We start from the raw sequence: 24,674 nt of genomic DNA, 5'->3' as shown, positions 1-24,674 counted from the left end.
TGCTACGCCAGCCGACCAACAGGGGCTATCATGGGACTTTTCATTCTAAGGCGTGTGGGGATTATGCTGCTGACAGCATTGTGCCTGACATTCCTGGTCTTCTTCCTCACCAATCTCTACCCGAACCTGGAAAAACTTGCGAAAACGCAGGGCAATTTCCGGATGTCGGATGAGCAGGTCGAGAGTTTTCTGGAAAAAGGCGGCTATCTTCAGTCGACGCCTATAAAATATGGCGAATGGCTGGGTGTTCTGCCCTCGTACCGGCACACCAACGAAGACGGGACCGTTCAGGGTCGATGCATTCTGCCGGGTAAAACCGCCGAAGAGTCGCCCAATTTCTGCGGCATCCTGCAGGGTTATTGGGGCTATTCAACCGTCTTCAAAGAAGAAGTCTCGACCGTTGTCGGCACACGTTTGGCATTGACCGGACGCTTGATGTTCTGGGTGATGCTGCTGATGGTCCCTTCGGCACTTATCCTTGGCATTCTGGCAGGGATGAAAGAGGGCTCGGCCACGGACCGGACGCTGTCGACCTTTGCCATCACAACCACCGCGACGCCGGAATATGTATCGGGTGTGATCTTCATCGCGATCTTCACGTCATCCGCTGTGGGCCTGAAATGGTTCAAGGGCACCGCGACGCAGGCGATGGAGAACCCGACATTTGAAAACTTCTTCCTGCCGGTGCTGACCATTGCGCTCTATGGCATGGGCTATATCGCCCGCATGACCCGCGCCTCGATGACCGAGGTGATGACAGCACAATACATCCGAACCGCGCGCCTCAAAGGTGTGTCCTTCCCGAACATCGTCATGAAACACGCGCTGCGCAATGCGCTGATCGCGCCATTCACCGTCATTATGCTGCAGTTCCCATGGCTGCTGAATGGTGTGGTGATCGTCGAGACCCTGTTCAACTACAAAGGGTTCGGCTGGGCGCTGGTGCAGGCGGCGGGCAACAATGATATCCAGCTGTTGCTGGCGATCTCGGTCGTGTCGGTCTTTGTGGTGCTGGTGACGCAGCTGATCTCGGATATCGGCTACGTCTACCTTAACCCGCGCATTCGCATTTCATAAGGGAGGGTCAGATCATGGAACCACTTACCTGGACCGGCTCTATCGCCTTCCTCAACCCGCTATTCGCTTTGGCTCTGGGGGTCATGGCCCTGTCCATCGTCGTCTGGATGTTGGCCAGCATCGTGCTGCCCGAGGATCAGATGACGGTGAACCCGGACGGCACGCTGACCTCAAGTTCTGGCCTGCGGAACATGATCCAAGCCGCGTTGCGCTATAGCTTTCTGGCCAGCGTCGGCGTTGCGGTCGCCTATATCGTCCTCGGCATCCTGATGGGAACAAGCGCCGGGATCATCGGCGCGATGTCGCAGCAATTCCTGCCCGTCTGGTTGTCGCTGATTATCGTTTATGCGATGTCGATCGCCTTTAAGCGCAAGCTGGGCTTGTATGGCAAACTGTTCGACAGTCCCGTCGGCATGATCGGGTTCGGTCTCGTGATGTTCTGGGTATTTACCGGAGTTTTCGGGGCCTCGGGTCTTATCATTACACAGGATCCCCTGGGTGTTGTATCTGGTATGAAAAACAAGGTGCCGGGAACACCTTTGCCGTCATTGGAAGACGGCCAGTATGCCTGGTACCTGCTGGGCGGAGACAACCTTGCACGTGACGTCTTCAGCCGAATGGTCAGCGGCGCATGGGAAGTAGTAAAGATCGCTCCGTTGGCGACTATCTTTGCCTTTATGGTCGGGATCACACTGGGCCTGCCGGCCGGGTACTATGGTGGTCGCCTGGATACGCTGTTGTCATTCCTCGCAAACTTGATCCTGGCCTTCCCTGTGATCTTGCTGTTCTACCTGTTGGTGACACCCGAGATCGTAGCGACCGGCGTGCCGAACTATATGGCGGCGATCCTGTTCGTATTCCCGATCATCTTCCTCGGCGTCCTGCTGAACTCGCGCTTCTATACGCGCCCGAGTTTCCGCACGCCGCTGCTGATCGGCGTACTGGGCGTGGCGCTTTGGTTCTATCTGTCGCTGATCTCGACCGGCGGCTACATCATCAACACGGATAGCTACCGCATCTGGGGTCTGCCGACCTATCTGGATCTGTTCGACATTCCGGGCGGTATTCTGGTGGTGTTCGTCTCGGTGGTTTTTGTGAACTCGCCCACGGTGTTCCGCATCGTGCGCGGGCTGGCGCTGGACATCAAAACCCGCGACTACGTGGCCGCAGCCCAGACACGCGGTGAGGGTCCATGGTACATCATGCTGTGGGAAATCCTGCCCAACGCGCGGGGTCCGCTGATCGTCGATTTCTGTCTGCGCATCGGCTACACCACCATCCTTCTGGGAACCTTGGGTTTCTTCGGCCTCGGGCTGCCACCGGAAAGCCCGGACTGGGGGTCCACGATCAATGAGGGGCGCAAGCTTTTGTCGATATATCTGCACCCTGCCCTTCCGCCTGCTTTGGCCCTGTTGTCGCTGGTTCTTGGTTTGAACCTGCTGGCGGACGGTCTGCGCGAGGAAAGTCTGAAGGACTGATTGAGATCGAAGGCCGGGGGCTCTGCCCCCGGACCCCCGGGATATTTTTAGCCAGATGAAGGGGAACCCCCGGACTCTCGCGAGGAGTAATAAGATGAACAAACTGGCGGATTATGACGGGCCTATTCTGGAGATCGATAAGCTTTCGATTTCGTTTTTCACCCGGCTGAGAGAAATTCCCGCCGTTATGGATTTCTCGGTCAGCGTGCAGCCCGGTGAGGCTGTGGGTTTGGTGGGCGAGTCCGGGTGCGGTAAATCCACGGTGGCGCTTGGTGTCATGCAGGATCTTGGCAAGAACGGGCGGATCGTTGGCGGTTCGATCAAGTTCAAGGGGCGTGATCTGGGTGAGATGACGACCGAGGAGTTGCGCGACATTCGCGGCAATGAGATCGCGATGATCTATCAGGAGCCTATGGCATCGCTGAACCCGGCGATGAAGATTGGCAAACAGCTGATGGAAGTGCCGATGATCCACGAAGGCGTCGGCGCGGAAGAGGCTTATGCCCGTGCGTTGGAGGTCGTTACAGATGTGCGCTTGCCCGACCCCGAGCGGATGCTGAATTCCTTCCCGCATCAGCTCTCTGGTGGTCAGCAGCAGCGTATCGTGATCGCGATGGCATTGATGTCTAAACCGGCGCTGTTGATTCTGGATGAGCCGACCACAGCGCTGGACGTGACGGTTGAGGCGGCGGTGGTCGGGCTGGTCAAGGATCTGGGCAAGAAATACGGCACCTCGATGCTGTTCATCTCGCACAACCTGGGGCTGGTTTTGGAAACCTGCGACCGGCTGTGCGTGATGTATTCCGGCGAAGCGGTCGAACGTGGCTCGATCAAGGATGTGTTCGACGAGATGCAGCACCCGTATACGCAGGCGTTGTTCCGGTCGATCCCTCTGCCGGGGGCTGACAAGAACTCGCGCCCGCTGGTGGCTATTCCGGGGAACTTCCCTTTACCGCATGAGCGCCCGCCGGGTTGTAACTTTGGCCCGCGCTGCGACTATTTCGAAGAAGGCCGTTGCGACGCCAAGGATATCCTGATGGAGGCGGTGCCCGGCAATGATCGACACCATACGCGGTGTCTGAAGTTCCGGGAAATTGACTGGAACGCACCGATCACTGTGGGTGAGCAGAAGGAAAAAGGCGAAATCGGCCGAACTGTCCTGAAGATGGACAACCTCAAGAAATACTATGAGGTGGCGGCAAATGCCTTGTTCGGTGGTGGCGAAACGAAGGTCGTGAAAGCCAATGAAACGCTGAGTTTCGAGGCGCACGAGTCCGAGACGCTTGCCATCGTGGGCGAGTCCGGCTGCGGCAAATCCACGTTCGCCAAAGTGTTGATGGGGCTGGAAACGGCGACCGATGGGCAAATCCTGCTGGATAATCGCAATATCGAAGATGTGCCGATCGAAGAACGCGATGCCAAGACCGTTGGCGAGGTTCAGATGGTATTCCAGAACCCGTTCGATACGCTCAACCCTTCGATGACGGTTGGTCGCCAGATCATCCGCGCGTTGGAAATTTTCGGCGTCGGCAACTCGGAAGCCGAGCGCAAGAAGCGGATGCTAGAGCTGCTGGACCTTGTCAAACTGCCTCGCGCGTTTGCAGACCGAATGCCGCGCCAGCTTTCCGGTGGGCAGAAGCAGCGTGTTGGTATCGCCCGTGCCTTTGCCGGTGACGCGCGGATCGTGGTGGCGGATGAGCCGGTTTCGGCGTTGGATGTGTCCGTGCAAGCTGCCGTAACCGATCTTCTGATGGAAATTCAGCGCGAACACAAAACCACGCTGCTGTTTATCAGCCACGACCTGTCCATCGTCCGTTACCTCAGTGACCGTGTCATGGTGATGTATCTGGGCCATGTGGTCGAACTGGGCACCACTGATCAGGTCTTTGCCCCGCCCTATCACCCCTATACCGAAGCCCTGTTGAGCGCTGTGCCCATCGCAGACACGTCGATTGAAAAGCAGCATATCGTACTGGAGGGCGACATCCCGTCGGCCATGAACCCGCCGCCGGGCTGCCCGTTCCAGACCCGATGCCGCTGGAAGTCCGAAGTGCCGGACGGGCGTTGCGAGTCCCATGTCCCACCTGTTCAGACCCTTGCGGACGGCCATCAGGTCAAATGCCACCTGGCCGAGGACATCCTCGCGCGCATGGAACCTGTGATCAAGGTCGCTGCGGAGTAAGCCGACCGGAACAATATAGATGCCGGTTCAGCACGGGCCTTTGCAGCGGGGGTCAGTGCCCTGGCTTATCGTTCGACGTCGGCGCAATTCTCGGTTTTGATCGGCCTTTACTTCCCAAGAGATTTTGGGATTGCTCATGCCTAAGGCCGATCATAAACTCCCGTTCTCGGGGCAAAGAAAAGCTTTCACCAAAAACACATGAAGGCCCATTTCGACGCAGGTCGCCCTGTATTAGCGTTGGACCAAGATGATCACTGTGCACTCATCTCTCTTGCCAAAAACGGCTCGGGGCTGTCCGCTTCTTCCAGACCTTTATCTGTGATCAGCCAAAACCGATTACCAACATTTCGTAAAAAGCTGCGGTCGTGACTAACAAGCAAACACGATGCATTGTGCTTGATCAATTCATCCTCAAGAGCCTCTTGCCCTTCAATGTCGAGATGGTTCGTCGGCTCATCAAGCAAATAGAAATTCGGATTTTTGAGCCGCAATATCAGCATCGCCAAGCGCGCCTTTTGCCCCCCGGACAGCGCGCCGATTTTGATGTCTTGTATCTCTATGTTCACACCTGCGCCTGCCAGAACGCCGCGCGCGCGTTGATCACCAATGTCAAACTGCGCCGTAACCGCGCCCATCGGTGTGTCGCTGTCCGAAAGCTGGCTCAGATGTTGATCTGAATAGGCTGGCACTACCGAAGGGGCACATTTGACCGCCCCATTACTCCCTGATAGTGCGCTTTGCACCATCTTTACCAATCGGGTTTTGCCGGCGCCGTTGGCGCCTAAAAGGACGATGCGATCTCCGGGCAAAACCCACTTCCGCCCGGTCTTATACAACAAGCGACCGTCCGGTGTTTCGACCTTTGCGTTATCCAAAGTGACCAGAGCTTTGGCATGAGTTCCACTGTTCACCAGCCTGATATCACCGGCGCTGCGTTCGTGGTGGGCAGGTTTGGCACTCGCTTCAATCTGCGCTGCGCGATCATTTAGCTGTTTGGTCTTGGTCACCAAAAGGTCAGACCCCGAGTTGATGCCTATGTTCTTTAGCTTCGCTGCCTGTTTGCGCAGCTGCTGTGCTTTGTTCAAATCATTGGCAAACCGCCGTTGGTCAGCAGCATCTGCTTCATCAAGCGCGGCACGTGCTGCAGAAAATGGAAGCGAAAAAACACGTGACCTATTCGCACGCAAAAACAGCGTTCTATTGGTGGTCGCATCAAGAAATGCTCGATCATGAGACGTCACCACGACGGGCACTTCACGTGGCAAGGCAGACAACCAGTTCTGAAGCAAACCTATGCGATGCAAATCCAAATGATTGGTTGGTTCATCCAGCAACAGGATATCTGGCTCCTGAATCCAGGCGGCTGCTAACAATGCGGTCCTTTGCCACCCGCCGCTCAAGTCGCCGAGTAGGCGATGCTGCAGATCATATGGAACACTCAGATCACCAAGCACGACATCCACCCGCCAGCTTTCATATTCTGCCTGCTCGGCAGGAAGGGCGCCCAGCACCCACTCATAAAGCGTTTTGGCATAAGCGCGTTCTGGCACGTATTGGGTCACATATCCCGCTCGCAAACCACGCGCCCGGACGATACTCCCGTTGGTCGGTTCGGATTGACCGACCATGCATTCCAAGAGTGTTGTCTTACCGCGCCCATTTGCGGCAACCAATCCAATCCGGTCGCCCCTGGAAATTGTCAGGTTCAGTTCATCGAAAAGAAGGTCGCCACGGATTACGCTCAAAGCGTTGATGTTCATCACAGTCATCGGAGTCTCTGCTCATAGAAAGAGGTGCCGCGGTGCGGCTTTGGGCAGACCGATAGAAAGTTTTTTTCTCGGGCCCGCCCTGTAAACGCATTTACAGGGCGAAACGGGGACCATGCTGAAGTCGGCGGATGATACGCATGTTCAGCTTGTGCCCTCCCGTTGTAGATTATGACTGTGTATTCGGACCTTAAGAAACAATTCCCGTCTCAGCAAGCAGCCTGATAAGCAAAGCAGACGTCTGTCGCATTGCGAAAAATTGCAGAACCGACGCGTGGGCGAGTGCACCAAGCTTCTTCGAGGTTCGCCTGGGCTCAGGCCTTTGACGCCTGGCTATCCGCCCCAGATTACCTTCACGTAGTTCTGCGTCTCTTTGTAGGGCGGGATACCGCCATGTTTCTCAACCGCTTTGGGGCCTGCATTGTAGGCGGCCAGTGCAAGAGGCCAGGATTTGAACTTGCGATATTGCCAGGACAGATAGCGCGCGCCGCCTTCAAGGTTCTGGATCGGATCATAGGGATCAACCCCCAACAGCCGCGCCGTCTGCGGCATCAATTGGGCCAGCCCCAACGCCCCCTTGTGCGATTTCGCACCCGGATTCCATCCGCTTTCCTGCTGGACCAACCTCAGAAACAGGTCTTCGGGCACATTGTGCTGCCGTGCCACGCGGCGCGCGTGCTCAAGGTATTGGCCCTTATAGCTTCCAGTGTAGCGTTTTTGAAATTTGCCCCGGTCGGTTTTCGGCTTCAGCCGCTCTGACCCGCGATATTGCGAGGCCGCGCGGTTATCCAGCACCTTCGATTGCTTCAGAAAAATATCCTTGCGGTTCTTCGAGGACAACGTCTGCGCCTGCGCCGCAAAGGACACAAGGCAAAGGCATAAAACCGAAATACCGCCAACCAGAAAACGCATCAAAGGCAATCCTGCACGCTCAACAACCAGATGGAGTATAGTTAAAACGGCCAGAAATGAAAGCTTGGTAAAGGCGGCCCTAATTTTTACCCCACGAGATGTGTCATCAATGATGTTTTAACCAAGACCCAGCCCGTATAGGGTCAGCAGCAGAGCAAAGCGCCAGATTCGGGCGCGATCCAGTCAGAAAAGAACGAGGGAATATATGGCAGGTTCAGTCAACAAGGTCATTCTGATCGGCAATCTCGGTGCCGACCCCGAAGTGCGGTCGTTCCAGAACGGTGGGAAGGTATGTAACCTGCGCATCGCCACCTCGGAATCCTGGAAAGACCGCAACACCGGAGAGCGTCGGGACCGGACCCAGTGGCATACGGTCGCCATCTTCTCGGAGCCGCTGGTCCGCGTGGCCGAACAATATCTGCGCAAGGGCAGCAAGGTCTATGTCGAGGGTCAGTTGGAAACCCGCAAGTGGCAGGACCAGTCTGGACAGGACAGATATTCGACCGAGGTGGTGCTGCGCCCCTATCGCAGCGAACTGACAATGCTGGACAGCCGCGGTGAAGGCGGCGGCGGTGGCGGATATGGCGGCGGTCAGGGCGGCGGCAGCTATGGCGATCCTTATGGCGGCCAATCCAGCGCCCCGGCCCCGGCATCAGGCGGAATCGACGACGACGAGATTCCGTTCTAACCCAAACGGAGACACGACATGGCATGGTCCTTCTCTCTCGGCCGGTTGCTCGGCTCGGAACTGAGGGTCCATGTCACCTTCTTCCTTTTGCTGGCATGGGTCGGCTTTGCCGCCTACTCGAACGGGGGCTGGCCCGCTGCCATCAACAACATCCTGTTTGTTCTGGCCTTGTTTGCCTGTGTCGTGGCGCACGAGTTCGGCCACGCCCTGATGGCGCGGCGCTATGGCATCCGCACCCCAGACATCACCCTGTTGCCTATCGGCGGTCTGGCGCGGCTGGAGCGTATGCCCGAAAAGCCCATGCAGGAAATCTGGGTTGCGCTAGCCGGACCTGCCGTCAATGTGGCAATCTGGGGCCTTCTGGTCGTGCTTGGCGCCGGTTTGCGGCTTGGATCCCTCGCGCAGCTTGAATCTCCACAGGCAGATCTGCTCAGCCGACTGGCCTATGTGAACCTTCTGCTGGCCGTGTTTAACCTGATACCGGCTTTTCCGATGGATGGCGGGCGCGTGTTCCGCGCCCTGCTGTGCCTCAGGATGGACCGGGTCAAGGCGACCCGCATCGCTGCAGTCGGAGGACAAATCGTGGCGTTCGGGCTTGGGTTTTTCGGGCTGACCTCGGGCAATCCCATTCTGGTCCTGATCGCCATCTTTGTCTTCGTCGCGGCCAATGCCGAAAGTCAGGACGTCGCCATGCGCTCGGTCGCGCGACGGGTTCAGGCACGGGATGCAATGATCACCGAATTCCGCGCGCTGTCGCCCGATGATACGCTGGCCACAGCCGCACAGGCCGTCATCCACACCACGCAGCACGAGTTTCCGGTGCTGGATCATAACGGCGATCTGCTGGGTTTCGTCACTCGTGACCGCCTGTTTGCCGCGCTTGCCGGGGATCATCCGCGCTCGGAACCTGCCGTCTCGATCATGGAGGCCAACATTCCGCAAGTTCCGCTGACGAGCGGGTTGAACAAGGTTTTGACGGGCCTTCACCAAGGCGCTCCAGCCATTGCGGTCTGCACCAAATCGGGCAAGATGGTGGGTTACATCACCCGTGAAAACATCGGCGAGCTGATGGTGATACAGGGGCGATAGGCCCCGATATCAGCAAGTTGCCAGAGCATCCTCAAGCACCGAGATCACGGCCTCCTTCGGCACATCCGATGTGACAAAGGCCTGCCCGATTCCGCGTGCCAGAATAAAGCGCAGTTGGCCGTCCACGACCTTCTTATCCTGCGCCATCAGATCGACCAACGCCTGAGCATCCGGCAACTCTCCGGGGATATCGGCCAGATCTGTTTTCATCCCCATGGCGCGCAAATGCGCCCGCACACGGCTGGGGTCTTCCTGCGCGCACAGGCCAAGACGCGAGGACAGCTCGAACGCCAGCGCACATCCGATGGCGACGCCTTCGCCATGCAGAAGGCGGTCGGAGTAGCCGGTCGCGGCCTCAAGCGCGTGGCAGAAGGTGTGGCCGAGATTCAGTAGCGCGCGGTCGCCCTGCTCAGTCTCGTCACGGGCAACGATATCGGCCTTCATCTGAACCGACCGGGTGACCGCCTGAACCCGCGCAGCCATATCGCCCGAAGACAGGCGCGGGCCGTTCTGCTCAAGCCATTCGAAGAACTCTGCATCCCCCAGCAGGCCGTATTTCACCACCTCGCCATATCCGGCCAGAAAATCGCGCGCGGTCAACGTGCCCAGAACCGTCGTATCGGCCAGCACCAGCGAGGGCTGATGGAACGCACCGATCAGGTTCTTTCCCTGCGGCGCGTTGATCCCGGTCTTGCCGCCCACCGAACTGTCCACCTGTGCCAGCAGCGAGGTCGGAATCTGCACGAACCGCACCCCGCGCCGCATGACAGCCGCTGCGAACCCGGCCAAGTCGCCAATCACGCCGCCGCCGAACGCGACGACCACATCGCGGCGTTCAACCTTTTCGGCCAGCAGCCATTCGACCGCGCGTTCGAAATGTGGCCAGCTTTTGGTGGCCTCACCTGCGGGCAACGCCAGCGCGCTCATCTCGACACCCGATGCAGCCAGCCCGTCGCGCAGCCTGTCCAGATGCAGGCCCGCGACCGTCTCATCCGTCAGAACGGCAACGCGTGGGCGCGGCAGCAAGGGGGCGATGCGTGCCCCGGCCTGCGCCAGAAGGTTTGGCCCGATCTCGACATCATAAGAACGCTCGGCCAAGTCTACATGTACGGTTTGATGCATTAAATCCGTTCCAAAACATCCGGGCGCGTCTCAAGCGCGGCAACAACCCGGCTCACCATATCCTCAATCGCCGTTTCGCCGTCTGACTCGGCCACGAGATCGGCCTGTTCATAGACGGGTACCCGCGCCAGATACAAATCGCGCAATGTCGCATATGGGTCAGCGGTGCGCAGCAAGGGCCGCGTGTCCTTGTGCCTGACCCGGTTCCACAAAACACTCAGATCGGCCCGTAGCCACACCGAAACGCCCCGGTCCGAGATCATCTGGCGGTTCCCCGCCGCCAAAAACGCGCCGCCGCCGGTCGAAAGGATGCCTTTCTGTTCATCCAGCAACCGCCCGATGACCTGACTTTCCTTGCCGCGAAAAAAGGTCTCGCCATCGCGGGCGAAGATTTCCGGGATGGTCATGTTTGCCGCCGATTCGATCTCGGCATCGCTGTCCAGAAACGGCACACCCAGCCGCGCGGCCAGCGCCCGCCCCACGGCGGTCTTACCTGCACCCATCATCCCAACCAAAACAACGGTTTTGTGCAAACGAAACCGCTCAGCGGTGCCGGGGCGTGACGCATTATGCTTAATTTCGCTCATTTCATCGTGAATGACGTGATCTTGGAAAAAATGCCAGTTATAACTTGGGCAAAAGCAAAATTTGAGGCAGCGTTCACCCATGGGCCGTTTGATCAAGTTCCTGATTTACCTCATCTGCCTGAGCTTCATCGGGCTGATCGGGTATGCCTATATCGGGCCATTCTTTGGCGCAGACTTTTCTGCTCCGCAAAGCGAAGTCCGCGAACCGGTCACCCTGAATGCGGACTAAAGCCACTCTGCTGGCGCTTTTTCTGGCCGGAACCGCGCAGGCACAAACCTCCGAGCCATTGTCGGCCATCGATTGGCTGACCGACCCGCCCGAGAACCTGCCGGGAACCGTGTTGCTGGAACCGCCGGTGACCGAGACCGGGTTGCAGCCCGATGTGCAGGTCACCCCGCTTGAGGCGCTGTCGCCGCCGTTGGGCTTGGTGGCCTCGTCGGTCACAGGCCTACCGGTGGACCTGTGGCAAGGCAGCGAACCGGACCGGCTGGCAGAGCTGATCGCGCGGGTGCCGGTCAGGGCCAACCCGGCCATGCAGCGGCTGCTGTTTACCCTGCTTTTGACCGAGGCGCGCCCGCCCTCGGGCACACAAACGACGGACGCCCTGCTGATGGCGCGGCTGGATCGTCTGATGCAGCTGGGCGCGTCGGATCCGGTGCAGTCGCTGGTGCAGCTTGCCGGGCCGACCGATACCCAAGCGCGGTTTCAACGCTGGTTCGACGCCACATTGCTGACCGGGGACGAAGATCGCAGCTGCACCGCGCTGATCGCGCAGCCACATCTGTCGCGAGACTATGCGGCACAGATCTTCTGCAAGGCCCGGCGCGGCGACTGGGCTTCGGCGGCGCTGACATTGGAAGCTGCCCACGCGCTGCAGGTTCTGCCCGAGGATCAGCTTGCCCTGCTTGACCGTTTCCTCAGCCCCGAATTGTTTGAAGGCGCTGAATACCTGCCCCAACCTGACGACCCCGACCCGCTGACCTTCCGTCTGTTCGAGGCCATCGGTGAACGCCTGCCCACCGCGTCCCTGCCCCGCGCCTTTGCCAATGCGGACCTGCGCGATGTGGCCGGGTGGAAAGCACAGGTCGAAGCCGCCGAGCGTCTGACCCGCATCGGGGCACTGACGCCGAACCAACTGCTTGGCCTCTATACCGAACGTTCCCCAGCCGCATCCGGCGCGGTCTGGGACCGGGTCGCCGCGATTCAACGGTTTGAAGCCGCGCTGGACAGCGGCAAGCCCGAGGCGATCGCAAAAACCCTGACCGCCGCGTGGGCGCAGATGCAGACCGTGGGTCTTGAGGTCGCCTTTGCCGAGCTGTTCGCCCCGCGCCTCGGCCCCCTGACCCTGCCCGATGCCGCTGCCGAAAACCTGCGCTGGCGGATATTGCTGCTGTCCGAGCTTTACGAAGATGCCGCCCGGACCGCGCCGGACGGGTCCAATGCAAACGCCTTTCTGGCCGCGCTCGCGATGGGTGATCCGGCGCGCGCCGATGCGCCCACGCCGTTGGCCGATGCCATTTCCGAGGGCTTTGCGTGGTCCGCCCCGATCCCGTCTGACATCAACGCCCTGCTCAGCAACGATCAACTGGGTGAGGCCATTCTGGAAACCATGCAACTGTTCGCCCATGGCGCACGGGGCAATCTGGTGGACCTGACCGCCGCGATTGCCACATTGCGGCGCGTGGGCCTTGAGGACACAGCTCGCCGGGCTGCGCTGCAGTTGATGATCCTCAACGGCGCCTGAGCATGGTTGCCCCCGCCTCACCGGAATTGTGGATTTCCACCTTCCTTGAAGCACAAGCCGCCGAGCTTGGGGCGGCCACCAATACGCTGCTGGCCTATGGTCGCGACCTCAAGGATTTCTCGGGCTGGCTGGTGCGTCGCAAGACAGATTTCACAAATGCCGACCGCGATCAGATCGAGGCCTATCTGATCGATTGCGACGCCCAGGGCCTGTCCCGCTCAACCCGCGCCCGCCGGCTGTCTGCGATCAAGCAGCTCTATCGCTTCGCGTTCGAGGAAGGCTGGCGCGACACCAACCCCGCCATCCAGATCAAAGGCCCCGGACGCGCCAAACGCCTGCCCAAAACGCTGGACGTGGCTGAGGTTGACCGGCTGCTGGCCGCCGCCCGCCGCACCGGGCGCACGCAAGCCGACAAGGTGCGCAACACCTGCCTGATGGAACTGCTCTATGCCACGGGGATGCGGGTGAGCGAGCTTATGTCGCTGCCGGTCGCCTCGGCGCGTGGCAATCCGCAGATGCTGCTGGTGCATGGCAAAGGCGGGAAAGAGCGGATGGTCCCCCTGTCCCCCGACGCCCGCGATGCGCTGAAGGCGTGGCTTGATCAACGTGATCAGGCCGAAGAGCAGGTGGTTGCCAAGGGCGGACAGGCCTCGCGCTTTCTGTTTCCCTCACGCGGGAAATCCGGTCATTTGACGCGGCATATGTTCTTTCTGCTGATCAAGGACCTAGCGGTCGAGGGCGGCGTTTCACCCGAAAAGGTCACGCCCCACACCCTGCGCCACGCCTTTGCCACCCATTTGCTGGCCAACGGGGCTGATCTGCGGTCAATCCAGACGCTGCTGGGCCACGCCGATGTGGCCACGACCGAGATTTACACCCATGTGCTGGATGAACGCCTGTCCGAACTGGTGCTGGAACACCACCCGCTGGCAAAAGACGACACCTCCGATCAGGGCTAACCCCTTGATCGGACGGGACCGCACCCCCATAACGGATGCAGCAACAGACATATTCAAGGACCGATGGAACCCACCTCTTCTCTGCTTGATAGTGCCTTCTGGATCACCTCGGGCTCTATTCTTCTTCTGCTCGTGCTGTCGGGCTTTTTCTCTGGCTCGGAAACGGCGCTGACCGCATCCTCGCGCGGCAAACTGAGGGCGCAGGCCGACAAAGGGTCGAAGGGGGCCCAGAAGGCGCTTGATATCACCGACGACAACGAACGTCTGATCGGCTCGGTCCTGCTGGGCAACAACCTCGTGAACATTCTGGCCGCCTCGCTGGCGACCGCCCTGTTCACCCGTCTGTTTGGCGAAAGCGGCGTTGCGCTGGCGACGCTGGTCATGACGCTGCTGGTTCTGATCTTTGCCGAGGTACTGCCCAAGACCTATGCCATCACCAATGCCGAAAAGGCCGCCGCCTTGGTGGCCCCGGTCATAAGCGTCGTGGTCACGGTGTTTTCGCCGGTGGTGGCAGCGGTGCGCCTGCTGGTGCGCGGCGTACTGCGCCTGTTCGGCGTACAGATCGACCCCGACAGCAACATTCTGGCCGTCCGCGAGGAAATCGCAGGCGCGTTGCAGCTTGGCCATTCGGAAGGTGTTGTCGAAAAGGAAGACCGCGACCGCATTCTGGGTGCGCTCGACCTCGGCGACCGCGCGGTGGAAGAGATCATGCTGCACCGGTCAAATATCGAGATGATCGACGCCGATGACGAGCCCGAGGCGATCCTCAAGCAATGTCTGGAAAGCCCACATACCCGCCTGCCCGTCTTTCGGGGCGAGCATGAAAACATCGTGGGCGTCGTCCATGCCAAGGACCTGTTCCGCGCCATGTACGCGCAGGTGGGCGGCACGCACGGCGATACCGAACGGCTCAAAAGCTTCGATATCGCGAAGGTGGCCAACGATCCCTATTTCGTGCCCGAAACCACCACTCTGGACGACCAGATGCGCGAGTTTCTTCGGATGCACAGCCATTTCGCTTTGGTCGTCGACGAGTACGGCTCGCTGCGCGGGCTGATCACGCTTGAAGATATTCTCGAGGAAATCGTGGGCGAGATCGCCGACGAATTCGACATCGATGAAGAGGTCCCGGTGACCCGCACCGACGATGGCCAGTTCCTTGTCGAAGGCGCGATGACCATCCGCGATGCCAACCGCGCGCTCGACTGGTCACTTCCGGATGAAGAGGCCAACACGCTGGCCGGTCTGGTCATACACGAGGCGCAGATGATCCCGATCGTGGGTCAGGTGTTTTCGTTCCACGGCTTCCGATTCGAGGTCACCGCGCGTGAAGGCAACCGGATCACCGGGCTTAAAGTGCGCCCCCTGTAAGTCCTGCAGATTATTTCCTGAATTGGCGCGGGCCCTGTTAGGGTGCCGCTTATCGATAGTGCCAACCATTTACAGGACAGCCATCTTATGCCCAGCCTCAAAAGGAAATTACAGGACACCCAGGATCGGGTCAGCTCGGTCGTGTGCACGATCCCATCCGCAACCGTTACGCAGGCCTTCGCGGCATGCGGCGTGGATTCGCTGATCATCGATCTGGAACACGGAGCCGTCGATTATGCCTCGGCTCATGCGATGATCGCGGCGACGGCGGGGACAGACTGCGCCCCTTTGGTGCGCGTGGCACAGAACCAGCCTGCCGAGGTCAAACGCGCGCTGGATCTGGGGGCCGAGGGCATTGTGTTCCCGCTGATCCGAACCGCAGAGGATACCCGTAGCGCCGTCGCAAGCCTGCGCTACCCGCCCGAGGGCACCCGCGGGTTCGGGCCGTTTCTGGCGCAATCACGCTGGGGCGAGACGCTGTTTTCCTACCCCGGCGCGGTCGAACCGGAACTGATATGCTGTATTCTGATCGAGACGGCTGAGGCGATTGAAAACATCGACGCGATCTGCGCGGTTCCCGGTGTTGATTTGTTGATCATCGCGCAGTTCGACCTGAGTACCGAGCTGGGTGTGATGGGCCAGTTTGACCATCCCGATTTTGTCGCCGCCGTTCAGAAGGTCGAGACCGCCGCGTTCGACTCTGAAATACCTTTGGGCAATGTCGCGCTAAGCGAGGCGCAGGCCAAAGACCTGTTTGCGCGCGGCTACCGCCTGATTGGCGGTTTCGACGCGCTTTGGCTGCGCGAGAAGGCGCAGCAAATCCAAAGCTGGTGCAACGCCTGACAAGCGACCAGCCATGTCGCGAACGGAACAGTATTGCCCCGGCGGCCCTTGCAGGCTTTGCCCAAAACACAAGGGAGATCAGCCGTGAAAACTACCACTCGCGTCGCAGTTATCGGAGGCGGCGTTGTCGGCTGTTCGGTCCTCTATCACCTGACCAAGCTGGGTTGGTCGGATGTGATGCTGCTGGAACGCTCTGAACTGACCAGCGGGTCCACGTGGCACGCGGCAGGCGGGTTTCACACGCTCAACGGCGACACCAACATGGCCGCTCTGCAGGGTTATACCATCCGGCTGTATAAAGAGCTGGAAGAGATCACCGGCATGTCTTGCGGCTTGCATCATGTGGGCGGTGTCACGCTGGCCGACAATCAGGACCGTTTTGACATGCTGCTGGCCGAACGGGCCAAGCATCGGTTTATGGGGCTTGAGACCGAGATCGTTGGCCCGGACGAGATCAAAAAGATCGCTCCGATCACCAACACCGACGGCATTCTCGGCGCGCTTTACGACCCGCTCGACGGGCATCTTGATCCGTCGGGCACCACCCATGCGTATGCCAAGGCCGCGCGGATGGGCGGTGCGACGATTGAAACCCAGTGCATGGTGCGTGAAACCAACCAGCGACCCGACGGCACATGGGATGTGGTGACCGACAAGGGCACCATCCATGCCGAGCATATCGTCAACGCAGGCGGCCTCTGGGCGCGCGAGGTCGGGGCGATGGCAGGCATCTACTTTCCGCTGCACCCGATGGAGCATCAATATCTTGTCACCGATGCCATCCCCCAAATCGAGGCGATCATTGATGCCGGCGGAGAGCACCCGCATGTGATGGACCCCGCTGGCGAAAGCTACCTTCGGCAGGAAGGGCGCGGGTTATGCATCGGATTCTACGAACAGCCCTGCAAGCCTTGGGCCGTCGATGGCACGCCGTGGGAGTTTGGCCATGAGCTGCTGCCGGACGACTATGACAAGATCACCGACAGCATCGAGTTTGCCTATCGCCGCTTCCCGGTTCTGGCCGAGGCCGGGGTGAAATCGGTCATCCACGGGCCGTTTACCTTTGCGCCCGACGGCAACCCGCTGGTCGGTCCGGTGCCGGGTGTGCGCAACTATTGGTCCGCCTGCGGAGTAATGGCGGGGTTCAGTCAGGGCGGTGGCGTTGGCCTGACGCTGGCGCAATGGATGATCGAAGGTGAACCGGAACGCGACGTGTTTGCAATGGACGTCGCCCGGTTCGGCGACTGGATCAGCCCCGGCTACACACGTCCCAAGGTGATCGAGAACTATCAGAAACGATTCAGCGTCGCCTACCCGAACGAAGAACTGCCGGCCGCTCGCCCCAACCGCACCACTCCGATGTATGACATCTTCAGCGACCTCGGCGCGGTCTGGGGGCAGCAATACGGATTGGAAGTACCGAACTACTTCGCCCAAGGTGAGGAGCCCGGATATGAAACGCCATCATTCCGCCGCTCGGACGCGTTCGACGCCACCGGACGCGAGGTCCGGGCCGTACGTGAAAGCGTCGGCATCAACGAGGTGCATAATTTCGGCAAGTACCGCATCACCGGGTCCGGTGCACGAGACTGGCTGGACCGGATCATGGCAGGCCGCATCCCATCGCCGGGACGGTTATCGCTGACACCTATGCTGTCGCCCAAGGGCAAACTGATCGGCGATTTCACTATCTCGTGCCTGAGTGAGACCGAATTTCAGCTAACAGCTTCCTACGGCAGTCAGGCCTTTCACATGCGCTGGTTCCAGCAGAACGCACAGGACGGCGTGGCGGTCGACAATATCAGCGACCGCTTGAACGGGTTCCAAATCGCCGGACCAAAGGCGGCAGAGGTGCTGGCCAGTTGCACGCGCGATGACATCAGCACGCTGCGTTTCCTTGATGTGCGCCGCATGACGGTCGGCATGACCGACTGCATCGTGCAACGCGTCAGCTATACCGGCGATCTTGGCTATGAGATCTACTGCGAGCCGATGGCGCAGCGGCAGCTTTGGTGGACGCTCTGGCAGGCCGGACAACCGCACGGCATTGTCCCCTTCGGCATGCGCGCAATGATGAGCCTCCGGCTGGATAAGTTCTTTGGTTCTTGGATGCGTGAGTTCTCGCCCGATTACACCGCCGCCGAGACCGGGCTGGACCGGTTCATCTCGTTCACCAAGCCTACCGATTTCATCGGGCGTGCAGCCGCCGAGGCGGACCGCCCCAACCGCAAGCTGGTCGCCTTTGAGGTCGACGCCGATGATGCCGACGTCAATGCCTATGAGCCTATCTGGCTTGGCGGTGCAGTCGTCGGTTTCTGTACCTCTGGCGGCTATTCCCACTATGCCAGGAAATCCATCGCTATGGGGTTCCTACCGGTCCAGCAGGCCACGGAAGGTCAGGAGGTCGAGATCGAAATCCTCGGCCAGATGCGCCGCGCGCGGGTGATCACCGAACCGCTGTTTGACGCGGATGGGGCGCGAATGCGGGGATGACTTGGGCCGTTGTAAACGGCATGGTCACGGGATGAATGACATACCCATCATCCTTCTAGCCGCGGGGCAATCCAGCCGCATGGGCGGTGCGGACAAGCTGATGCAGCCGGTTGACGGTATCCCGTTGCTGCGGCTCTCGGCCCGCAAGGCGATGGCCGTCGGGCCAGTGATCGTTGCCCTGCCCCCCAGACCTCACCCGCGATACGCGGCCCTAGAAGGTCTTGATCCTATCACGGTCGGGATCGCCGATGCCGCGGAAGGCATGAATGCCAGCCTGCGCGGCGCAATGAAACGGGTTCCCGCAGACGCAGCTGCCGTCATGGTCCTGCTGGCGGATCTGCCCGATCTGACCTCGGACGATCTGCGCGCCGTGCTTCAGTCTATGACCGACCAGCCCAATGCGCGCGTCTGGCGCGGGGCAACCGAGGATGGCGCGCCAGGGCATCCGGTGATTTTCGACCGAACACTGTTCGACGCGCTTACGCAGCTGACCGGAGACACCGGCGCGCAAGAGGTGGTAAAACGATGCAAGGGCAAGGTGCATCTGCATCCCCTGCCCGCCCGAAACGCGTTGCTGGATCTGGACACGCCCGAAGACTGGCAGCGCTGGCACAAAAACCGAAGCCCAAAATAAACGCGGCCCGGTCGACTAACGACCGGGCCGGTTGCCCAAAAACAGGACTACCACTTTCACCAATCCCTCTAGCGCGGTCAGATCACCAAACCGGCTGTCTGACTATCCGCTGCCGAACCTAAACAAGACCCCCTCGTTAACATGCCGCTCAGCGCTATGGAGACTGAGATGTGCCTTTGACACCCCCTAGTGTCTCAGGCCCCCTCACTTGGGCAATTACATCGTCGCCTATCAGATGCCTTCAAACAACGTAAAATTGGAAGAAATGGTAAATTTCCGTAAATTCGGACTGGTTTTTGCGCAACAACGCATTGTGCATAAATCATCTTTAGGTTGCACATCGAAACAACCACATCGCCGCGCGAAAGCCACCATCCCCCTACCCGGCCCAAGTTCCCGTTAGTTTCAAGTTGTCTTCGTTGAAGAATGAATTCTACCCGTTATGCAAAATACAACTATAACGCGAAATCCACTATCTCGAACCAAGTTCTCGTTCGTTTGTTAACGAAATTGAATCAATGCAGCGCTTTTGCCCGACTGTTGACTGCATCGGCAACAATCCACCGATTCGCGTAACGTAAGGCAGGCCGATTCCCGCCGATGTGGCCCTTGATGAGCGGACGCATAAAAAAGGCAAAAAATGGCAAAATTAAGGTTTCTTAACCTTTCTCTCAGGAACACCCCAGATTGATGCGGCATCTGCTGTCTCAAAGTGCGGACTCAACCGCCAAACACAGACAGGAGTCAAAATGAGCATCCGTAAATCCTCGCTGCTTTTGCCGCGCACGTCGAACTGGATGGGGGTCAGCGCATTGGGCGCAGCCATGCTGGCCACCACCGCCCTGCCCGCGATGGCGGACGAGGCGCTGGCCGATCTGGTCGAAAACGTGTCGCCGTCGGTCGTCACCATCATCGCCCGGCAAGACGCAGTGCCGACCCCGGCACAGGGGCAGGACTTTGATCTCGAAGGCCACCCGTTTGGCGAATTCTTCAAGCGTTTCGGCGGCCCCGAAGGGTTCCAGATGCCGCAGCGCGGACCGGCTCAGGGTCTTGGCTCGGGCTTTGTGCTGGATGAGGCCGGGTATATCGTCACCAACCACCATGTCGTTGATAACGCAAGCGAAGTCACCGTTCGCCTGAGCGACGACCGCACCTTCGAGGCCGAGGTGATCGGCACCGACCCGCTGACCGACATTGCGGTTCTGAAGATCGACGCGGGCGAGGACCTGCAGGCGGTTCAGATGGGCGACAGCGATGCCATCCGCGTGGGTGAGGATGTGGTGGCCATCGGCAACCCGTTCGGGCTCAGCTCGACTGTGACCACGGGCATCGTCTCGGCTAAGGGGCGCAATATTTCGGAAGGGCCCTATGCCGAATTCATCCAGACCGACGCTGCCATCAACAAGGGCAACTCGGGCGGTCCACTGTTCAACATGGAGGGCGAAGTGATCGGCGTGAACTCGGCCATCTATTCGCCCAGCGGCGGTTCGGTTGGCTTGGGCTTCGCGGTCACGTCGAACATCGTCGACCACATCTCGGCCGATCTGCGCGATGACGGTCAGGTCAGCCGCGGCTGGCTGGGCGTATCGATCCAGAACATCAGCCCGGAACTGGCCGCTGCGATGGGTGTCGATGCAACCGCAGGCGCCTTGGTCTCGGACGTTGTCGCTAACAGCCCTGCCGAGGGCATCCTGCAGCAAGGTGACGTGATCCTCAGCTTCAACGGAGAACCCGTTGATTCCAGTAGTGATCTGCCGATCCTGGTCGGAACCACAAAGGTCGGCACCGACAGCGTCCTGACCGTTCTGCGCAACGGCAAGGAACAGCAGATCGAACTGACCATCGGCCAGCATCAATCGGCCTCCGCCACGACCGACAGCGTGGTTGAAGACAAGTTCGAAGGCACCTCTCTGGGCGTGACGGTCGCTCCGCTGACCGAGGCTGCGCGCGCAGAGATGGGTGTGGCCGAGGCCGTGGACGGCGTGGTTGTCACTGACCTGAAGCCCGAAAGCCCCGCCGCCAAGGCCGGTCTGCAGCGCGGCGATGTGATCGTGCGCCTGGGCAACCAGGACACCGCCACCCCCGATGCGCTGAAAACGGCGCTGGAAAGCGAGAAGACCGATCCGGCGCTGGTGCTGATCAATCGTGGCGGCAACCAGATCTTCGTCGCGGTCGAGATCGCCTGACCCAAGACCCCAAAGCGCACCGCATGATGGGGAAATCTGGTGCGCTTATTCCCGGCGGCGCGGATTGTCCACGCGCCCCGGGGCAGCCGGGTGCGGCCCCCGCACCCGGCCTGTTTTTTTCAAAGAGTATCTGTGTTTATATCCTGATGGAAAGGAGCCCCGGCCATGAGCAGACGCCTGTTGATTGTTGAAGACGACCAAGAGACGCGGGATTTCGTCGCCAAAGGCTTCGGCGAAGAAGGTTACGTGGTCGAGGTCGCCTCGGATGGCCGCGAGGGCCTGTATCATGCCACCGATGGCGGGTTCGATGCTGTGGTTCTGGACCGGATGCTGCCTGGTCTGGATGGTTTATCGTTGATCAAATCCATGCGGGCCGCCGGGCTGAAAACACCTGTGCTGATGCTGACCGCCATGAGCGCGGTTGACGAACGGGTCAAGGGCCTGCGCGCCGGGGCGGATGATTATCTGGTCAAGCCCTTCTCGTTTCAGGAACTGCACGCCCGGATCGAGGCCCTGTTGCGCCGCCCGCAGGAATCGGAAGAAACCGCGACCCTCGCCTGCCGCGACCTTGAGATGGATTTGCTGACCCGCAAGGTCAGCCGCAACGGGCGCGAAATCACCCTGACCCCGCGCGAATTCCAGATCCTTGAATTCTTCCTGCGGCGGAAGAACCGCGTCATCTCGCGCACCATGTTGTTGGAAGGCGTGTGGGATTATCACTTTGATCCCAATACCAATGTGGTCGACGTCCATATCTCGAAACTGCGCCGCCAACTGGACGAAGACGGGGCCGATCCAATGATCGAGACCGTCCGTGGTGCCGGATACATGGTCTCGGATGCCTGACCTGCCGCTGTCGCTGAACAACGCCCGCACCCGTCTGGTGGTGGCCAGCATGGTGCTGAGCACCCTGCTGACGGCGGCGGTTCTGGCGACGGTCTATGTCACCGCGAACCGGACCATCTCGGGCGAGACACGCTCGGTCGTGTCGGCTGAACTCACGGGGCTGGCGGATGAATATGAACGGGGCGGGATGCTGGGGCTGATCACCGCAATCGAACGCCGCCTGCCATCGGCAGCCGAGCGTGACGCGCTGTATCTGCTGACGGGGCCGCGAGGCACCAAGCTGGCTGGCAATCTGACCCGCTGGCCCGACGGCATCGCCGCGGGCAGCGGCTGGGTCGAGCTGCAACTGCGCCGCGAAGGCAGCGAGCAACTGGTTCCGATTTCCGCCGCCTCCATCCGGTTGACCGGCGGGGAACGGCTTTTGGTCGGGCGCGACGCGCTGGCCCGCCAACAGTTCGACCGCGCCTTGTTCCGGTCCGTTGCGCTGGCGCTTGCGACCGCATTGGCGCTTAGCCTGCTGACCGGCTGGCTGTTGACACGTCTGGTGTTTTCCCGGCTCAAGGACATTGCCGATACTGCAGATAATATCGTGTCCGGCGATCTGGCCCTGCGGATGCCCCTACGCGGCACGGGGGACGAGTTCGATCAGGTCTCGGGCACGCTCAATAACATGCTGGACAAGATCGAAGAGTTGATCAGCAACCTGCGCACGACCTCGAACTCGATCGCGCATGATCTGCGCTCGCCCTTGTCCCGCTTGCGCCAGCGGGTCGAGGCGCTGGCCGAGCCCGGCAAGACCGAGCAGGACCGCGAGGTCGACCTGGCCCGTGCCACGGCCGAGATCGACCACCTGCTGCGTGTTCTCAGCCAGTTGACCGAGATCTCGCGGGCCGAGGCCGGGTTGGGCCGGGAACAGTTTGAACCGATCAAGCTGCTGCAACTGGTCGGCGATGTGGTCGAACTCTATGAACCTGTAGCCGCCGACCAGAATGTCCGGCTTGAGGTCAAGGGCAGCGCGGCGCCCATTCAGGGCCACAGGCCCCTGCTGTCACAAGCGCTGTCGAACCTGCTGGAAAACGCGATGCGCTATGCCCCGTCGGGCACCGCGATCACAATTGAAATCCGAGAAGAGGGTGATCACACCCTGCTCAGCGTCCGCGACCGGGGGCCGGGTGTGCCCGATGCCGATCTGCCGCGTTTGCAGATGCCTTTCGTGACGCTTGATCCGGCCCGGACCGGGCGCAATGCGGGGCTGGGGCTGGCTCTGGTGGCCGCCATTTCACATATGCACGACGGCAAGTTTCTGGCGCAGAACCGGAATCCGGGGTTGGAAACCACCCTGCGGCTGGCCCGAGGGGGCCATCCGGCAACGGTTCAGAGTGTTGCGGGCAGCGCCGCATAGCCCCTAAACCGAATCCGCCCGCCTTTGACCCGCGGCCCGCTCAGGCGATAGTCAGGGTATCGGTTCAGAAAACGACCCAGCGCAACCCGACCCTCCAGCCGCGCCAACGTCAGCCCGACGCAGACATGCGGCCCTCCGGCAAAAGCCAGATGGCGGTTGGGTTTGCGGGTGATGTCAAAGCGCGCGGGTTCCGCGAATACCGCCGGGTCGCGGTTGGCCGCACCGATGCACAGATGCAGGTTGGTGCCCTTGGGAAGACGCAAACCATCCAACTTCACATCCGCCGTGGTTTCCCGGTTACCGAACTGGTTGGGCGAACGAAACCGCAGCACTTCCTCGACCGTTGACGCGATCAGCCCCGGATCCTCTGACAGCCGCTGACGCCGCGCCGGGTGGTCATGCAACAGCGCCAGCCCATTGCCGATTAGGTTGGTGGTGGTCTCATGTCCGGCATTCAGGATGAAGATGCAGTTCTGCAGCAGCTCGATCTCGCTAAGCTGCGCATCCGCCCCCTCGCCCCGGATCAGACGGGTCAGAACGTCCGTCTCAGGGTCGCCCGGACTGGACCGGCGGCGCGCGACCAAGTCTTCCAGATAGGCCTTGAAGTCGGTCACCGCCTGCTGGCCGGTTGCCAGCTGCGCGTCGGTCAACGCCGGTTCCAGCGCGCCCAGAATGGCCAGCGACCAGTCGCGCAGCGGCCCGCGCTCGGACATCGGCACATCCAGCAGGTTGCCGATGATCTGAATTGGAATGGTCGAGGCGAAATCCTCGATCAGATCGACCTCGTCCCGTCCCGCCATCGCGTCCAGCAGCGTATCGACGGTGTCGATCAGACCCGGCTCCATCCGGGCGATGGCGCGCGGGGTCAGCGCCGACGTCATGATCTTGCGCACCCGCGTGTGCAGCGGCGGGTCCGAGAACACCAGCGAGGTTGTATGATGCTCAAAAAGCGGCGAGCCCACCCCGAACTTGGGACCGAACGCCGCCTTCTTGTCCGACGAATAAAGCGTGGTATCGCGGTAGATACGGTCCAGATCGGCATGGCGCGACAGCAGGATCGAGCCATCAGGTTGCGGCAGAACTGGTGCATGTTTCAGCAAGGCATCGTAGAATGGAAACGGGTCGTCGATGAAGCCATCCGGCGGATTCATCAGATCCAGATTTTGCACCAGATCTTCATGGCTTACGTTACTCATCGCATCCTCCCTGCCCCTGTCCCTTGCCTAGCGCATGCGGCAAAGCCAGACAACTCGGCGCAGGTGACAGCAGGCGTTGGTCGGGCTATGTCAGGGGT

General features: G+C 60.3%; 20 protein-coding genes. 15 read left to right on the top strand and 5 right to left on the bottom strand.

Annotated elements, in window-relative coordinates; genetic code table 11:
- Positions 1-30 precede the first annotated feature (30 nt).
- From ACR1XV_RS03400 to ACR1XV_RS03390, 3 genes are all read left to right on the top strand, one after another.
- Positions 31-1,077, top strand: coding sequence for an ABC transporter permease (locus ACR1XV_RS03400; protein WP_480528898.1), 1,047 nt, complete (start codon positions 31-33; stop codon positions 1,075-1,077).
- Between the two features lie 14 nt (positions 1,078-1,091).
- On the top strand, positions 1,092-2,555 hold the full coding sequence (locus ACR1XV_RS03395) for an ABC transporter permease (RefSeq protein ID WP_480528897.1): 1,464 nt from the start codon (positions 1,092-1,094) through the stop codon (positions 2,553-2,555).
- Positions 2,556-2,649: 94 nt separating this feature from the next.
- Positions 2,650-4,737, top strand: a complete 2,088-nt coding sequence (locus ACR1XV_RS03390) for a dipeptide ABC transporter ATP-binding protein (protein WP_480528896.1) — start codon at positions 2,650-2,652, stop codon at positions 4,735-4,737.
- Positions 4,738-4,988: 251 nt separating this feature from the next.
- Here the strand turns inward: ACR1XV_RS03390 and ACR1XV_RS03385 are convergent, their stop codons facing one another.
- Together ACR1XV_RS03385 and ACR1XV_RS03380 are read right to left on the bottom strand one after the other, a co-directional pair.
- Positions 4,989-6,506, bottom strand: coding sequence for an ABC-F family ATP-binding cassette domain-containing protein (locus ACR1XV_RS03385; protein WP_480528894.1), 1,518 nt, complete (start codon positions 6,504-6,506; stop codon positions 4,989-4,991).
- Positions 6,507-6,836: 330 nt separating this feature from the next.
- A complete protein-coding gene (locus tag ACR1XV_RS03380; protein WP_480528893.1) occupies positions 6,837-7,415 on the bottom strand; it encodes a lytic transglycosylase domain-containing protein in 579 nt (192 codons plus the stop codon).
- A 205-nt stretch (positions 7,416-7,620) separates the two neighbouring features.
- Here ACR1XV_RS03380 and ssb point away from each other — a divergent pair, with 205 nt between their 5' ends.
- Both ssb and ACR1XV_RS03370 read left to right on the top strand, forming a co-directional pair.
- Positions 7,621-8,103: a single-stranded DNA-binding protein gene (gene ssb / locus ACR1XV_RS03375; protein WP_480528892.1), complete on the top strand. Its 483-nt coding sequence runs from the start codon at positions 7,621-7,623 to the stop codon at positions 8,101-8,103.
- A gap of 18 nt (positions 8,104-8,121) precedes the next feature.
- Positions 8,122-9,192: a site-2 protease family protein gene (locus tag ACR1XV_RS03370; RefSeq protein WP_480528891.1), complete on the top strand. Its 1,071-nt coding sequence runs from the start codon at positions 8,122-8,124 to the stop codon at positions 9,190-9,192.
- Between the two features lie 9 nt (positions 9,193-9,201).
- Here the strand turns inward: ACR1XV_RS03370 and aroB are convergent, their stop codons facing one another.
- Both aroB and ACR1XV_RS03360 read right to left on the bottom strand, forming a co-directional pair.
- A complete protein-coding gene (aroB, locus tag ACR1XV_RS03365) occupies positions 9,202-10,314 on the bottom strand; it encodes a 3-dehydroquinate synthase (protein WP_480528890.1) in 1,113 nt (370 codons plus the stop codon).
- Complete coding sequence (locus tag ACR1XV_RS03360) at positions 10,314-10,901, bottom strand: shikimate kinase (protein ID WP_480528889.1); 588 nt, start codon at positions 10,899-10,901, stop codon at positions 10,314-10,316. Before ACR1XV_RS03360 ends, aroB begins: the two co-directional genes overlap by 1 nt.
- Before the next feature lie 79 nt (positions 10,902-10,980).
- On the opposite strand from ACR1XV_RS03360, the gene ACR1XV_RS03355 reads away from it, so the two are divergent.
- From ACR1XV_RS03355 to ACR1XV_RS03310, 10 genes are all read left to right on the top strand, one after another.
- The gene (locus tag ACR1XV_RS03355; protein ID WP_480528887.1) at positions 10,981-11,130 is read left to right on the top strand and encodes a hypothetical protein; all 150 of its coding nucleotides are present in this window, start codon (positions 10,981-10,983) and stop codon (positions 11,128-11,130) included.
- Positions 11,120-12,646, top strand: a complete 1,527-nt coding sequence (locus tag ACR1XV_RS03350) for a hypothetical protein (protein ID WP_480528886.1) — start codon at positions 11,120-11,122, stop codon at positions 12,644-12,646. The genes ACR1XV_RS03355 and ACR1XV_RS03350 overlap by 11 nt, the downstream gene beginning before the upstream one ends.
- Positions 12,647-12,648: 2 nt before the next feature.
- Positions 12,649-13,605: a site-specific tyrosine recombinase XerD gene (locus ACR1XV_RS03345; protein WP_480528885.1), complete on the top strand. Its 957-nt coding sequence runs from the start codon at positions 12,649-12,651 to the stop codon at positions 13,603-13,605.
- A 63-nt stretch (positions 13,606-13,668) separates the two neighbouring features.
- On the top strand, positions 13,669-14,976 hold the full coding sequence (locus ACR1XV_RS03340; protein WP_480528884.1) for an HlyC/CorC family transporter: 1,308 nt from the start codon (positions 13,669-13,671) through the stop codon (positions 14,974-14,976).
- Between the two features lie 87 nt (positions 14,977-15,063).
- On the top strand, positions 15,064-15,819 hold the full coding sequence (locus ACR1XV_RS03335) for an HpcH/HpaI aldolase family protein (protein ID WP_480528883.1): 756 nt from the start codon (positions 15,064-15,066) through the stop codon (positions 15,817-15,819).
- 84 nt (positions 15,820-15,903) lie between these two features.
- Positions 15,904-18,312, top strand: a complete 2,409-nt coding sequence (locus ACR1XV_RS03330) for a GcvT family protein (RefSeq protein WP_480528882.1) — start codon at positions 15,904-15,906, stop codon at positions 18,310-18,312.
- Between the two features lie 31 nt (positions 18,313-18,343).
- Entirely contained in the window at positions 18,344-18,946 is a 603-nt protein-coding gene (locus tag ACR1XV_RS03325) for a nucleotidyltransferase family protein (RefSeq protein ID WP_480528881.1), read from the top strand.
- A 749-nt stretch (positions 18,947-19,695) separates the two neighbouring features.
- The gene (locus ACR1XV_RS03320) at positions 19,696-21,132 is read left to right on the top strand and encodes a DegQ family serine endoprotease (protein ID WP_480528880.1); all 1,437 of its coding nucleotides are present in this window, start codon (positions 19,696-19,698) and stop codon (positions 21,130-21,132) included.
- Positions 21,133-21,297: 165 nt separating this feature from the next.
- Positions 21,298-21,978, top strand: coding sequence for a response regulator transcription factor (locus ACR1XV_RS03315; RefSeq protein ID WP_480528879.1), 681 nt, complete (start codon positions 21,298-21,300; stop codon positions 21,976-21,978).
- Positions 21,971-23,380 (top strand): sensor histidine kinase, encoded by a 1,410-nt coding sequence (locus tag ACR1XV_RS03310; RefSeq protein ID WP_480528878.1) that lies wholly within the window; start codon positions 21,971-21,973, stop codon positions 23,378-23,380. The genes ACR1XV_RS03315 and ACR1XV_RS03310 overlap by 8 nt, the downstream gene beginning before the upstream one ends.
- On the opposite strand, the gene ACR1XV_RS03305 is transcribed toward ACR1XV_RS03310, so the two are convergent.
- Entirely contained in the window at positions 23,353-24,576 is a 1,224-nt protein-coding gene (locus tag ACR1XV_RS03305; RefSeq protein WP_480528877.1) for a cytochrome P450, read from the bottom strand. The two genes, ACR1XV_RS03310 and ACR1XV_RS03305, sit on opposite strands and share 28 nt — an antisense overlap.
- Between the last annotated feature and the right edge of the window lie 98 nt (positions 24,577-24,674).

It is taken from the genome of Ruegeria sp. AD2(2025), assembly GCF_056542385.1.
This window is presented reverse-complemented; position numbering and strand designations above follow the sequence as displayed.